This window comes from Burkholderia sp. Bp9016 (genome assembly GCF_003857765.1).
Lineage (GTDB): Bacteria > Pseudomonadota > Gammaproteobacteria > Burkholderiales > Burkholderiaceae > Burkholderia.
In genome coordinates this window covers 12541-26049 of sequence record NZ_QTPY01000024.1, presented here as the reverse complement: position 1 = coordinate 26049, position 13509 = coordinate 12541, and the positions used below count along the sequence as shown (strand labels likewise).

Below are 13509 nucleotides of genomic sequence, written 5' to 3'. Positions count from 1 at the left end.
GCGCGGGGCCGCGCCGGCCCGCGCGACCTACACCGCCACCGCCTCCCCGCCGAGATACGCATCGCGCACGCGCTCGTCGTCGAGCAGCGTTTTCGCGGGTCCTTCGAGCACCACGCGCCCCGTCTGCAGCACGTATCCGTAGTGCGCGATCTCCAGCGCGAGGCTCGCGTTCTGCTCGACCATGAACACCGTCACGCCCTGCCGGTTGATCGTATCGATCAGTTCCAGCACCTTGTCGACGTACAGCGGCGACAATCCCATCGTCGGCTCGTCCATGCAGATCAGCTTGGGCCGCGCCATCAGCGCACGCGCCATCGCCAGCATCTGCTGCTCGCCGCCGGACAACGTTCCCGCGCGCTGCGCGAGCCGCTCGCGCACCCGGGGAAACAAGTCGAGCACGCGCTCGCAGTCGTCCGCCACCGCGGCGCGGTCGCCACGCGTGTACGCCCCCATCAGCAGGTTCTCGCGCACGCTCATGTCGCCGAACAGACGCCGTGCTTCGGGCACCGCCGCGATCCCGCGCCGCACCCGCTGCGGCGTCGCGAGCGCCGTCACGTCGCCGCCGTCGAAACGCACGACGCCGCGACGCGGCCGCATCAGCCCGAGAATGAGCTTCATCGTCGTCGACTTGCCGCTCGCGTTGCCGCCGAGCAGGCTGACGATCTGCCCGCGGCCGACTGCGACATTCACGTCGAAGTGCACCTGCACCGGCCCGTAGAACGTGTCGAGGTGTTCGAGTTTCAGCAGCGCGTCGGTCATGGTCGTGTCGGGTCCGGATGAAAGTGTGCTCATGCCGCCGCCTGCACGGTACGCTCGGCCGCCGCGCCGCCTGCGTGACGGCGGCCGAGGTAGGCCTCGATCACGCGCGGATCGCGCCGCACGTCGCGTGGCACGCCTTCGGCGATCTTCACGCCGTTGTCGAGCACCATCACGCGGTCGGACACGCGCATCACGAGTTCGAGCTTGTGCTCGATCAGCAGGATCGTCAGCCCGCGCGCCTTCAGCGACTGAATCAGTTGAAGCATCTCGGCCGTCTCCGTTTCGTTCATCCCGGCCGTCGGCTCGTCGAGCAGCAGCAGGCGCGGATGCAGCGCGAGCGCGCGGCCGATCTCCACGCGCCGCCGGTTCGCGTACGACAGGCTGTGCGCCGGATGATCGATGCGCGGCGTGAGCCGCTGGCCGAAGCCGGCGATGATGTCGCGCGCCTCGTCGCGCAGCGCCGCTTCCTCGCGGCGCACCGACGCGGGCCGCACGAGCGCGCGCCATACCTCGGCCGCGGCGCCGAGCGCGCGCCAGCCGGGCCGGGCCGCACGCAGCCGCGCATGCGCGCCGATCAGCACGTTGTCGAGCACGCTCAGGTTGCCGAACACGCGGCCGTGCTGGAACGTGCGCGCGATGCCGAGCGCCGCGAGCCGTTCCGGCGCGGTGCCGGTGATGTCGCGGCCGTCGAACGTCACGCGGCCGGCATCGGGCCGGTCGGCTCCCGCGATCAGGTTGAACAGCGTCGACTTGCCCGCGCCGTTCGGGCCGATCACGCTGAGCAGTTCGCCGTCGGCGAGCGTGAGGCTGGCGCCGTCGAGCGCGGTCACGCCGTCGAAGCGACGCGTCAGGCCCTGCACGTCGAGCAAGGGTCGGGGGATGGTCATCGCGTTTTCCTCACACCGTGCCGAGCAGGCCCTGCGGCCGGAACCGGACGAGCAGCAGCAGCACGAGCCCGTAGATCAGCATCCGGTAATCGGCCGCCCAGCGGAACAGTTCAGGCAACCCGATCAGTGCAACCGCGCCGACGATGCCGCCGAGCACGTTGCCCAGCCCGCCCAGGATCACCATCGTCAGCGCAAGAATCGACACCTGCGAATCGAAGGTCTGGTGATTGATGTAGCTGTACAGATGAGCGGCGATGCCGCCGCTCACGCCGGCCGCGACCCCGCCGACCGCGAACGCGATCGCCTTGTAGCGGTTCGGCGCGATGCCGTGCGCACGGGCGGCGACGTCGTCCTCGCGCACCGCGCGCAGCGTGCGGCCGAGATGCGAGTGCAGCAGCCGCACCTGCACGAGCGCGAACACGACGAGCACCGCGAACGTGAACCAGTATGCGGCGCGCGCGGTCGCCGCCCACGGCAGCGGCGCGATGCCGGTGATGCCGAGCGGGCCGCGCGTGAGGCCGTCCCAGTTCAGGATCACGAGGCTCACCACTTCGCCGATGCCGAGCGTCGCGATCGACACGTAGTGTCCGCGCAGCCGGAACGCCGGGTAGACGAGCAGCGTGCCGAGCACGGCGGTGATCGCGCCCGCGCACGGAATCGTCACGGCGGGCGACCAGCCGAGATCCGACGACAGCAGCGCCGACGCGTACGCGCCGATCACGAGCAGCGCCGCATGGCCGAGCGAGATCTGCCCGACCGTGCCCGCGACGAGCGTGAGGCTCAACGCGAGCAGACCGTACAGCCACGCGTTGGTCAACGTCTGCAGCACGTACGGCGACGCGCCGAGCCACGGCAGCACGGCCGCCAGCGCAATCAGCACCGCGAGCAGCGGACGCGGCACGCGCACCGCCTTCGCGGCCGCGAGGAAGGTGCCCGTCATCGGCTCCGGCGGCAGCGCGCGGTTCGCGCTGAACAGCCCGTTCGGCCGCCACACGAGGAACACGATCAGCAGTCCGAACGCGAACAGGTCGCGGTAGCTCGTGCCGAACAGCGCGACGCCGTAGCTTTCGACGAGACCGAGCAGCAGGCTGCCCGCGATCGCGCCCGGCACGTTGCCGAGCCCGCCGATCAGCAACGCGACCACGCCCTTCAGCGTCGCCTGGAAACCCATCGCAGGGTCGATGCTGTTGTAGTACATGCCGACCAGCAGCCCGCTCACGCCGCCGAGCGCGCACGCGATCGCGAACACCGTCTGGTTCACGCGATCGACGTCGACGCCCATCTGCAGCGCGGCGTCGCGATCCTGCGCGGTCGCGCGCACGGCCCAGCCGAGCCGCGTGAAGCGCAGGAAGCCGTACAGCAGCGCGGCCGCCGCGATGCCGATGCCGGCGATCAGCAGGTCGAGCGAGCCGAGCGTCGCGCCGGCGATCCGCACGTGCCAGTCGGGCAACGGCGTGGGCACCGCACGCGGGTCCGCGCCGAACACGAGTTGCGCGAGCTGGTCGAGGATGAAGCTGATGCCGATCGTCGCGAGCAGCGGCGCGATGCGCGCCGCGTGGCGCAGCGGCCGCAGCCCGATCCGCTCGATTGCGATGCCGAGCGCGCCGCAGCCGACGACGACCGCCGCGAGCGCGACCGGCAGCGGCAGCCCGAAGCGCGTCAGGCATAGCCAGCCGATGAACGCGCCGGCCATGTAGACCGAGCCATGCGCGAAGTTGATCAGGTGCGACACGCCGAAGATCAGCGCGAGCCCGACCGCGAGCAACGCGTAGATGTTGCCGACGATGAGGCCGTTGAGCGTGTAGTCGAGCCAGGAAGCCATCACGATGCGTCCGTCTTGAGCATGCGGGTCAGAGTCGGGGTCACGTCCGGATTCAGCGCGCCGCGATCTGCGGCTTCGCGCCATCCCACAGCGCCCACTGCCCCTGCTTCACGACGAGATACACGGTGCGCGCGCCCGCGACGCGGCGCGTCTGCGGATCGAAGCGCACCTTGCCGAAGATCACGCTCGGCACGTCGCTCACCTTCGCGAAGCCGTCGTGCGCGGCCTGGCGCGTCGTGCCGTAGCGGCGCAACACGTCGGCCGACAGGATCAGCGCGTCGTACGCGCGCGCGACGAACGAATCCGGATCGGTATGGAATTTCGCGCGATAACGCTGCACGAACGCCTGCACTTCGGGGCGTGGCTCGGCCGGGAAAAAGTTCGATTCCGTATAGACGCCGTCGACGGCCGTGCCGCCGAGTTCGAGGAACTTCGGCGAATACACGGAGCCGACCGCCGCGATCGGCAGCGTGACGCCCGACGTGCGCGCCTGCCGCGCGATCTGCGCGCCGTCCGCGTAGTACGAAATCAGCACGATCGAATCGGGCTTCGACTCACCGATGCGCACGAGCGTCGAGCGGAAATCCTTCTCCGTCGGCTGGTAGCCCTCGGCCGCGACGACCTGTGCGCCGAGCCCTGTCGCCGCCTTCGCGAAGATGTCCTTGCTGGTGCGGCCCCAGTCGGTATTCAGGTACAGCACCGCGATCCGCTTGAAACCGAGTTCCTTCACCGCATAGCGCGCGAGCAGCGGCTGCTCTTCGGCCTGGCTCAACGCGGTGCTCCACAGATAGTCGCCGCCCTTCGTGAAATCCGGATGCGAGTTCGTAAAGCCGAACTGGATCAGTTGCCCGCGCTGGTAGATCGGCGACGCGGCCATCGACGTCGCGCTGGAGAAGTCGCCGAGCTCGATCACGATGCGCGGGTCCGCGACGAATTTCTGCGCGATCGCCACGGCCTGGCGCGGATCGCTGCGGCTGTCCTGGAAGTCGATCGCGAGCGGCCGGCCATGAATGCCGCCGCTGCCGTTGATCTCATCGAGCGCGAGATCGAAACCGCGCTTCCACTGCTCGCCGTATTGCGCGTCCTGCCCGGTAAGCGGCCCGCTCACGCCGATCACGACCGGCTCGCCCGATACGCCCGCCGCGAGCGCGCCGCCCGTCGACAAACCCCATGCGGCAGCCAGCGCCGCCACCGTGCCCAGCACGCGCCGCCATGCGCCGCGTGTGTCGTTCCCCGAAACGTTCATGCATCCCCCGGCTTCAGTCGATCGAAAAGAGTGAGGGCATGTAACCATCCGGTTCAGGGCGTTCCAACGAAGTTTTGCGCATATCGATATCGCGCACGGCGCGAAGCGAAACGAACGCGTGACGGTGACCCGCGGAGCGCGCCTCGCGCATTGCACCGGTGCGCGGCGCAGCGCGTTGATTCGATTGACGTTTCCCGCGCGGCGCCGATGGCCGCCGATGCGCGTGCATGCATCTCCGGCCGTCGCGGCACGCACGCGCTTCGCATTTTTCGCGCTGTCGATAGCAAAAATCATTATATGAATCACGCATGCTCACACTTCTACAATGCGCAAATCGCATCATCGGAACGCGTCATGGAGCTGCATCAACTCGAAGCCTTTTCCGCGGTCATGTCGGCCGGCAGCGTGACCGGCGCCGGCGAACTGCTCGGCCGCTCGCAGCCTGCCGTCACGCGGCAGATCCAGGAGCTCGAAGCCGATCTCGGCTACGCGCTGTTCGACCGGCATGGCCCGCGCGTGACGCCGACGCGGCGCGCGTTCCTGCTCTACGAGGAAGTCGAGCGTTCGCTCGTCGGGCTGCGCGCGATCGAAGCGCGTGCCCGTGCACTCGGCGACGAAACGGCCGAACCGGTGCGCATCGCGGCGACGCCTTCGCTCGCGGCCACGCTCGTGCCGGCCGCGCTTGCCGCGCTGCCCGACGATGCCCATGCGCCGCACTATCAGTTGCGCAGCGAGTCGGCCGAACACGTCGTGCACGAGGTGCTGGCCGGCACCGCCGATATCGGCGTCGTCACGCTGCCGATGGCGCATGCAGGGCTCGACGTGCACTGGATCGCGCAGACGCCATGCGTCGCCGTGTTGCCTGCCGACGATCCGCTCGCGACGAAGCCGCGCATCGCGCTGCGCGATCTCGCGCGGCGTCGCATCGTGACGGTCGCGAACCGGCACCGGTTGCGCCAGCGGATCGATGCCGCGTTCGCCGCCGCACGCGTCGAGGCGCGCGTATTCATCGAAACCAATGCATCGTTGAATGCCGTGATGGCCGCGCGCGCGGGCGTCGGGATCGGCATCGTCGATCCCGCGACCGGCGTCGCGCTGCCGGTGGACGGCGTGGTCGCGCGCCCGCTCGACGTCGACATCCCGTTCGCGTTCGGAGTCGCGACACCGGCCGGCAAAGCCCGCACGGCCGCCGTCGAGGCATTGCTCGACGCGTTGCATCGCACGACGCACACGCTGCTCGACGACGTGATCTTTCACGATGCCGCGGCACACGACGCACTGCTGCGCGGCGACCGGCTGCGCACGGATCGCTCGACCCGAGCCGCACGCACGCGCCGGACGCGCCGGGAGGCCGCATGACGACGCCGGCCACACTCGCAGCCCTCGAAGCGCGGCTCGCGCAGGATCTTTGCTGGCTCGATTTGCCCGCCCCGCCGTGGGTGCCGCCGCGCACCGTCGACGGCACGCGCGTGCTCGACGTCGCCATCGTCGGCGGCGGAATGGCGGGGCTCGCCGCGTCGGCCGAACTGCGTCTGCTCGGCATCGACAACCAGTGCGTGATCGACCGCGCGCCGGCCGGCTACGAAGGCCCCTGGATCACGTTCGCGCGCATGGAGACACTGCGTTCGCCGAAGCAACTCACCGGCCCCGCGCTCGGACTCCCCGCGCTGACGTTCCGCGCGTGGTTCGAAGCGCAATACGGCCGCGAGGCTTGGGATGCGCTCTACAAGATTCCGCGCACGCAGTGGATGGATTACCTGCGCTGGTATCGCCACGTGCTCGACCTTCCGGTGCGCAACGACACCACGCTCGTCGCGCTGCGTCCGCGCGACGACGGCCTGCTCGCGCTCGACGTCCTAGCAAACGGCAAAGGCGAAACGCTGCTCGCGCGGCACGTCGTGCTGGCCACCGGCCGCGACGGACTCGGCGGCCCGTACGTGCCGCCCGTCGCGCAACGTGCGCCGCGCACGCGCTGGGCCCACTCGTCGGAGCCGATCGATTTCGCGGCGCTCGCCGGCAAGCGCGTCGGCGTGGTCGGCGCGGGTGCGTCCGCGTTCGACAATGCGGGCACGGCGCTCGAAGCCGGCGCCGCACGCGTCGACCTGTTCTTCCGCCGTGCGGACATTCCGCGCATCAACAAGCTGACGGGCATCGGCAGCCCGGGCCTCGTGCACGGCTACGCCGGTCTCGGCGACGCGGCGAAGTGGCGCTTCATGCACTACGCGCTGACGTCGCAGACACCGCCGCCGCGCGACAGCGTGCTGCGCGTGTCTCGGCATGCGCATGCGTATTTCCATCCGGGCAGCCCGGTCGAAACGCTCGTCGAACACGCGGACGGCCTCGACGTGATCACGCCGCGCGGCCGCTACACGGTCGACTTCCTGGTCTTCGCGACGGGTTTTCATTCGGACTGGACGACACGCGCGGAATTCGCATCGTTCGGGCCGCACGTGCGGCGCTGGAAGGATCGCTATCGTCCTGAACCGGGCACGTCGCTCGACGAGCTCGCCGAGTCGCCCGATCTCGGCCCCGCGTTCGCGTTCCAGGAGCGCGAGCCCGGTGCATGCCCGGCCATCACGCGCATTCATTGCTTCAACCATGCGGCGAGCCTGAGCCACGGCAAGCTGTCCGGCGACATTCCCGCGATCAGCGCCGGCGCCGAACGGCTCGCGCGCGGCATCGCGAGCCGGTTGTTCGATGCCGATCGCGAGCGCCACTACGACGCGCTCGTCGAATTCGCGAACGCCGAGCTGCAAGGCGACGAATGGCACGACGCCGACGCATGAGCGCCGCTGCGATCAACGACTCTCGAAAAAGGAACCCACCACGATGACCGAACCCGTCACGCCGGCCGCCACGCCGGATACGATCGACGCCGTCGCCGGCTTGCGCGACGGCGATGCGGTAACCGCCCTGCGCCGTGCCCGCGACAAGGTGCTGCTGCATACGCGATTGAGCGAAGCCGCACTGTTCGATCCGGCGCTGCCCGATCTTTCGCTAGCCGAACGATTGCATGCGGCGCGGTATGTCGCGTGGCGCTCGAACGCGCATGTGCTCGCCGCAACCTACCGCACGCGACTGCTCGACGCGGGCGGCACGCCGGACGACATCGCGCATGCGGACGCCGATGCGTTCGACGCGCTGCCGCCACGCATCGGCGCACTGCTCGCGCATGCACGCCGGCTGACACTGTCTCCTGTCGATGCGCGGCAGTCCGATCTCGATGCGCTGAAGTCGGCCGGCCTCACGACGCCGGCGATCGTCGCGCTGTCGCAGCTCGTCGCGTTCGTTACCTATCAATTGCGCGTCGCGGCGGCCGCGCGCGCGTTGCAGGCACGCGCCGTCAAGGAGGCCGCATGACGACCACGACCGCCCACGGCTTCACGTCCGACACGCTCGGCTGGCGCGCCTGGCTCGACACCGTGCCGCTCGACGGCGCAACGGCCGACCAGCTCGCGGTGCTCGAAGCGAGCCACCCGCAGGCGAAAACGTCCGACTATTACCTGCTGCTCGTCCATCTGCCCGAGATCCTGCGGCAGCGCTCGGGCGTGTTCAACGCGATCATGTACGGCCCCGGCGGGCTGTCGCGCGCGGAACGCGAACTGGCGAGCACGGCCGTGTCGCGCGTGAACGGCTGCGTGTATTGCGCGTCGGTGCATGCGCAGCGCTTCACGCAGCTCGCGAAGCGCACCGATGCGATCGAACAGGTGTTCGACGATCCGGCCGCCGCGGGCACGACCACGCGCGAACGCGCGATCATCCGCTATGCGATCGCGTTGACCGAACGGCCCGACAAGGTCGACGAGCACGACATTGCCGCGCTCGAAGCCGAAGGGCTCACCCATGAGGAAATTCTCGACCTGTCGCACGCCATCGCGATCTTCGCGTGGGCGAACCGGTTGATGCTGACGCTGGGCGAGCCGGTGTTTCCGGAGCCGGCGGCCAGCACCTGATGCACCGATGCGCGGTGTCACCGATACCCCGCGCTTCTCCAGCGATCCCCGCTGTCCCGCTTGACGACCGCGCGCCTACCTATTATGGTACGATCATTCAATAATTCTGGAAATGCGATGGCGCGCCCCAGGGAATTCGACGAAGACGCGGTGCTCGACGCCGTGATGGACACCTTCTGGCGCTACGGCTACGAGGCGACGTCCGCGCAGGATCTCGTGCAAGCCACCGGCCTCGGCCGCGGCAGCCTGTATGCGGCGTATACGAACAAGGACGGCCTGTTCGAGCAGGCTATGCTGCGCTACAACCGGCGCTCGCACGAGAACGTCGACCTGCTTCGCGGGCCGGGCCCCGTGCTGGACTGCTTGCGTACGCTGCTGGTCGGTGTCGTCGACGACGATCTGAACGCAGCTCAAAAACGCGGCTGCCTCGCGACGAATACGGCCATCGAACGCGCGAGCCGCGACGCGCATGTGGCGGAACTCGTGCGCGAGAACTTCCGGATCATGCGCACGGGCATCCAGGAAGCCATCGAGCGCGGACAGGCAACCGGCGAAATCGACGCTGCCGGCCACGCCGAGGATCTCGCGTGGTTCGTGTTCAACGCGATGCAGGGGCTGCGTGTGCTCGCGAAAACCTCGACCGACAAGGACCGGAAGCGGCTCGTCGCCATCGTGGACCGGACACTGCGCGTGCTTGGCTGAGCAAAAAATTTTGCCCAGTTATGGAATGACCGTTCCACAAAAAGGAAATCCGATGGATACCTCGCTTTCTTCCGTTTCACATCCCGCGGCACGGCTGCCGTTCGCGGTCGTCGTGCTCGGTCTCACCGTGTTCTGCATCGGCACCACCGAAGTAATGGTGTCGGGGCTGCTGCCGCTGCTCGCGCATGAATTCGGCACGTCGATTCCGACAGCCGGCCTGCTGATCTCCGGTTACGCAGCCGGCGTAGTCGTCGGCGGCCCGGCGATGACGCTCGCGCTTCTGCGTGTGCGCCGCAAGACAGCGCTGCTCCTGCTGCTCGGTGTGTTCGTGGCCGGCCAGGCGCTCGGCGCGGTCGCGACGAGCTATGCATTGCTGATGATCTCGCGCGTCGTCGCAGCGTTTGCGCAGGGCTCGTTCTTCGGGATCGGCTCGCTGCTCGCGATCGATCTCGCCGGCCCCCGCGCGAAAGGCCGTGCGCTCGCAGTGATGTTCGGCGGCCTGACGATCGCCAACATCGCGGGCGCGCCGTTCGGCACGCTGATCGGCGAGCAGTACGGCTGGCGCGCGAGCTTCTGGGCCGTCACGGTGCTGGCCGTGCTGAGCCTCGTGGCGACCGCGTGGGTCGTGCCCGCCCAGGCGCGCCCGCCCTATCACGGCGTCGCGCGCGAATTCGCGTCGTTCCGGCGGACAAGGCTGTGGCTCGCGCTCGGCATCTCGGCGCTGAGCCAGGCCGGGCTGTTCGCCGCGTACAGCTACTTCTCACCGATCCTCACCGAGGTCGGCGGCTTCTCCCGCGCGAGCGTGCCGGCCTTGCAGGCGCTGTTCGGCATCGGCTGTTTCGTGGGCACCCTCGTCGGCGGCCGCCATACCGATCGCCATCCGCGCGGCATCCTCTGCGCGGGCCTCGCGGCCCTGACCGTCACGATGGCCGCGTTCGGCATCCTGGCGCACTGCCCGATCGGCGCGATCGCCGCGCTGGCCGCGTTCGGCGTGGCGGCATTCTCGATCAATCCCGCGCTGCAGGCCCGCGCGATCGCGGAAGCGCCGCATGCGCCGACGCTCGCGACGACGGCGAACACGTCCGCCTTCAATGTCGGCAACACCGTCGGCCCGTGGCTCGGCGGCGTGGCGATCAATGCCGGGCTCGGCTTTGTGTCGTCGGTCTGGGTCGGCGTCGCGCTCGCCGCGCTGGCCCTGATCCTCGCACTCGCGTCCACACGCCCGGACGCTTCTTCCGCTTCCGATTCACCCACAGGCCCGACAGGAGCAACCTCATGAGCACTTCCACAACGCAGCAAAACCGCACGCAGGTCGCCGTTCTCGGCATCGGCGTGATGGGCACGCCCATCGCCCGCAACCTCGCCCGCAAGGGCTTCGTCGTCCGCGCGTGGAACCGCACGCGCGCGAAGGCCGACGCGCTCGCAATCGACGGCGTCGCGGCCTTCGACACGCCGGCCGGGGCCGTTGACGGCGCACACGTCGTCGTCACCGTGCTGAACGACGCCAACAGCGTGTTGCAGGCCATGCAGGCCGCCGCGCCGGCACTCGTGCGCGGCACGCCGTGGGTGCAGATCAGCACGGTCGGCGTGCGCGGCATCGCGTCGCTCGCCACGTTTGCGCAGGCACAAGGGCTCGTGTTCTACGATGCGCCCGTGCAGGGATCGCGACAGCCGGCCGAGCAGGCTCAGCTCGTGGTGCTCGCGTCCGGCCCGGCGTCGGCGCGCGCGCAGGTGCAGCCGGTGTTCGACGCGATCGGCCGGCGCACGGTCTGGGTCGCCGACGACGGTTCGACGGGCGCAAGCAGTCGGCTGAAGCTCGCACTCAATCACTACGCGTTCGCGCTGACGCACGCGGTGGCGGAGAGCCTGAAGCTGGCCGGTTCGCTCGGCGCGGACCCGCGCCACGTGATCGACGTCGTGTCGGGCGGCCCGATGGACAACGCGTACTTCCAGGCGAAGGGCGCGCTGATCCTGAACCACGACTTCCGCCCCGCGTTCACGATCGTCAACGCGGTAAAGGACGCGACGCTGATCGCGCAGGCCGCCCGGGACGCGGGCATGCAGGCCGACATCGCGAATGCGAGCCTCGCGCGCTTTCAGCGAGCGGCCAACGCGGGGCACGGTGACAAGGACATGGCCGCGTCGTTTCTTGCATGAAACGGCGGCGGTGGCGGCGCTGCGTTGTCCGAGCCTGAGTCGAAGCGCTGCCGCAACCGGCTCGCGGCCCCACGGCTAAACGCGGCGTCCGACGCTGCCCGTTACGATCGGCCCGGCCATGTGCCCGCGGGCACCGCTGGCCGGCATCGCCGGAAACGCCGGGTCGCCGCCTCACGCCTTGTGCGTCGACAGCAAAATACTCGTCTCGGTATTCGCGATCCCGTCGATCAGCCGGATCGCGCCGAGCACGCGATCGAAATGCTCGAGCGAATCGGCATGCAACTCGGCGACCAGATCCCAGCGTCCGTTGGTACTGTGGATCGACGCGACGTTCGGATGCCCGCGCAGCACCTTCACCACTTCCGCGCCGCGATTGCCCTGCACCGCGATCGACATCAGCGCGCGGATCCGGTGCCGCTCCGCTGCCGGCTTGAGCCGCACCGTATAGCCGACGATCACGCCGTTCTTCTCCAGCCGCGTCAGCCGGTTCTGCACGGTCGCGCGCGCGACGCGCAGCGCCTTCGCGAGCGCGACGACCGGCAGCCGCGCGTTGTCGCGCAGCAGCGCGATAAGCTGCCGGTCGACGTCGTCGAGCGTAATCATGAACGACCCTTCCTGTTGAGCGTGAACCGGCCGCAAGCTTGCCGGACATTGCGCATTCCGACCAGCAGCGCTTGAACAAACTGCCGGATGTGGCAAGCAATTTGCCAAGTCTATCGATAAATCTGCCACTTTTGCCGTCTTTTTGTTGGCTCGACTCCCGGAAATAATGACTCCATCGACCGGCCAAACCCGCCGCGACGCCGCTTTTCATGGAGCCGGGGCCCGGGCCGCAGCGCCCGCCCCGGCCGACCGGAACGCCGGACATCCGGTCCGGCAAAAAAATGGAGACTGACCGATGACCCGCTTCCTCGACGTTCCCGCCACCGCCCGACTGATCGCCAAAACCGGCGTCACGCCGTTCCTGCGCGAACTCGTCGACACGCTGCGCGCCGATTACCTGCACTGGGCCGACTTCGACAAGTCGCCGCGCGTGGCCTGCCACTCGCGCAACGGCGTGATCGAACTCATGCCCGTCGCGAACGACTCGCTCTTCGCGTTCAAGTACGTGAACGGCCACCCCGTGAACGCCGCGCGCGGCATGCACACCGTGATGGCGTTCGGCGCGCTCGCCGAAGTCGATACCGGCTACCCGCTGCTGCTCGCCGAGCTCACGCTGACCACCGCGCTGCGCACCGCCGCAACGTCGGTGCTCGCCGCGCAGGCTCTCGCACGCCCCGACTCGCGCACGATGGCGCTGATCGGCAACGGCGCGCAAAGCGAATTCCAGGCGATCGCGTTCCACACGCTGCTCGGCATCGAAGAGATCCGCGTGTTCGACGTCGATCCGCTCGCCACCGACAAGCTCGTGAAGAACCTCGCCGCCTATCCGGCGCTGCGCGTCGTGCGCGCCGCGTCGACCGCCGATGCCGTGCGCGGCGCCGACATCGTCACGACCGTCACCGCCGACAAGGCCTACGCGACGATCGTCACGGCCGACATGATCGAGCCCGGCATGCACCTGAACGCGGTCGGCGGCGATTGCCCAGGCAAGACCGAGCTCGACGCCGGCGTGCTGCATGCGGGCCGCGTGTTCGTCGAATTCGAGCCGCAGTCGCGCATCGAAGGCGAGATCCAGCAGATGCCGGCCGACTTCCCCGTCACCGAACTGTGGCGCGTGCTGCAAGGCGAGACGACCGGCCGCGAACGCGCGGACGAAGTCACGGTGTTCGACTCGGTCGGCTTCGCGCTCGAGGACTATTCGGCGCTGCGCTACCTCTACGCGCTCGCGCAGCAGCACAACGCCGGCATCGAGATCGCGCTGATCCCGCCGGCTGTCGATCCGAAGAACCTGTTCGCACTGATCGACGATCCGGCCGCGATCTCCCAGGCTCACGCGACGTTCGTCGCCGAAGCCGTCGCCGCCTTCGCCCGCTGACCGTC

Annotated in this window: 13 protein-coding genes; 8 read left to right on the top strand and 5 right to left on the bottom strand. The window is 69.0% G+C overall.

The genetic code is table 11. The features are described from left to right. Nucleotides 1–27: 27 nt before the first annotated feature. The 4 genes from DIE13_RS25525 to DIE13_RS25510 are packed head-to-tail and all read right to left on the bottom strand — an operon-like array spanning nt 28 to nt 4714. On the bottom strand, nt 28–792 hold the full coding sequence (locus DIE13_RS25525; RefSeq protein WP_124829869.1) for an ABC transporter ATP-binding protein: 765 nt from the start codon (nt 790–792) through the stop codon (nt 28–30). Next, a complete protein-coding gene (locus DIE13_RS25520) occupies nt 789–1646 on the bottom strand; it encodes an ABC transporter ATP-binding protein (protein ID WP_124829868.1) in 858 nt (285 codons plus the stop codon). Before DIE13_RS25520 ends, DIE13_RS25525 begins: the two co-directional genes overlap by 4 nt. Before the next feature lie 10 nt (nt 1647–1656). Then, a complete protein-coding gene (locus DIE13_RS25515; protein WP_124829867.1) occupies nt 1657–3468 on the bottom strand; it encodes an ABC transporter permease in 1812 nt (603 codons plus the stop codon). Between the two features lie 52 nt (nt 3469–3520). Next, the gene (locus tag DIE13_RS25510) at nt 3521–4714 is read right to left on the bottom strand and encodes an ABC transporter substrate-binding protein (RefSeq protein ID WP_124829866.1); all 1194 of its coding nucleotides are present in this window, start codon (nt 4712–4714) and stop codon (nt 3521–3523) included. 354 nt (nt 4715–5068) lie between these two features. Between DIE13_RS25510 and DIE13_RS25500 the strand changes: the two genes are divergently transcribed. From DIE13_RS25500 to DIE13_RS25470, 7 genes are all read left to right on the top strand, one after another. Next, nucleotides 5069–6073, top strand: a complete 1005-nt coding sequence (locus DIE13_RS25500; RefSeq protein ID WP_124829865.1) for a LysR family transcriptional regulator — start codon at nt 5069–5071, stop codon at nt 6071–6073. Then, the gene (locus DIE13_RS25495) at nt 6070–7500 is read left to right on the top strand and encodes an NAD(P)-binding domain-containing protein (RefSeq protein ID WP_124829864.1); all 1431 of its coding nucleotides are present in this window, start codon (nt 6070–6072) and stop codon (nt 7498–7500) included. The genes DIE13_RS25500 and DIE13_RS25495 overlap by 4 nt, the downstream gene beginning before the upstream one ends. Before the next feature lie 43 nt (nt 7501–7543). Beyond that, nucleotides 7544–8074: a CMD domain-containing protein gene (locus tag DIE13_RS25490; protein ID WP_124829863.1), complete on the top strand. Its 531-nt coding sequence runs from the start codon at nt 7544–7546 to the stop codon at nt 8072–8074. Continuing rightward, a complete protein-coding gene (locus tag DIE13_RS25485) occupies nt 8071–8667 on the top strand; it encodes a peroxidase-related enzyme (RefSeq protein WP_124829862.1) in 597 nt (198 codons plus the stop codon). The genes DIE13_RS25490 and DIE13_RS25485 overlap by 4 nt, the downstream gene beginning before the upstream one ends. Nucleotides 8668–8784: 117 nt before the next feature. Further along, entirely contained in the window at nt 8785–9369 is a 585-nt protein-coding gene (locus DIE13_RS25480) for a TetR/AcrR family transcriptional regulator (protein WP_175752039.1), read from the top strand. A gap of 52 nt (nt 9370–9421) precedes the next feature. Further along, the gene (locus tag DIE13_RS25475) at nt 9422–10648 is read left to right on the top strand and encodes an MFS transporter (RefSeq protein WP_124829860.1); all 1227 of its coding nucleotides are present in this window, start codon (nt 9422–9424) and stop codon (nt 10646–10648) included. Then, entirely contained in the window at nt 10645–11526 is an 882-nt protein-coding gene (locus tag DIE13_RS25470; protein WP_124829859.1) for an NAD(P)-dependent oxidoreductase, read from the top strand. The genes DIE13_RS25475 and DIE13_RS25470 overlap by 4 nt, the downstream gene beginning before the upstream one ends. A 171-nt stretch (nt 11527–11697) precedes the next feature. Here DIE13_RS25470 and DIE13_RS25465 read toward each other — a convergent pair whose 3' ends face one another. Continuing rightward, nucleotides 11698–12129, bottom strand: coding sequence for an Lrp/AsnC family transcriptional regulator (locus DIE13_RS25465; RefSeq protein WP_059237585.1), 432 nt, complete (start codon nt 12127–12129; stop codon nt 11698–11700). Between the two features lie 295 nt (nt 12130–12424). On the opposite strand from DIE13_RS25465, the gene DIE13_RS25460 reads away from it, so the two are divergent. Then, a complete protein-coding gene (locus DIE13_RS25460) occupies nt 12425–13504 on the top strand; it encodes an ornithine cyclodeaminase (RefSeq protein WP_124829858.1) in 1080 nt (359 codons plus the stop codon). The last annotated feature ends 5 nt before the right edge of the window (nt 13505–13509 follow it).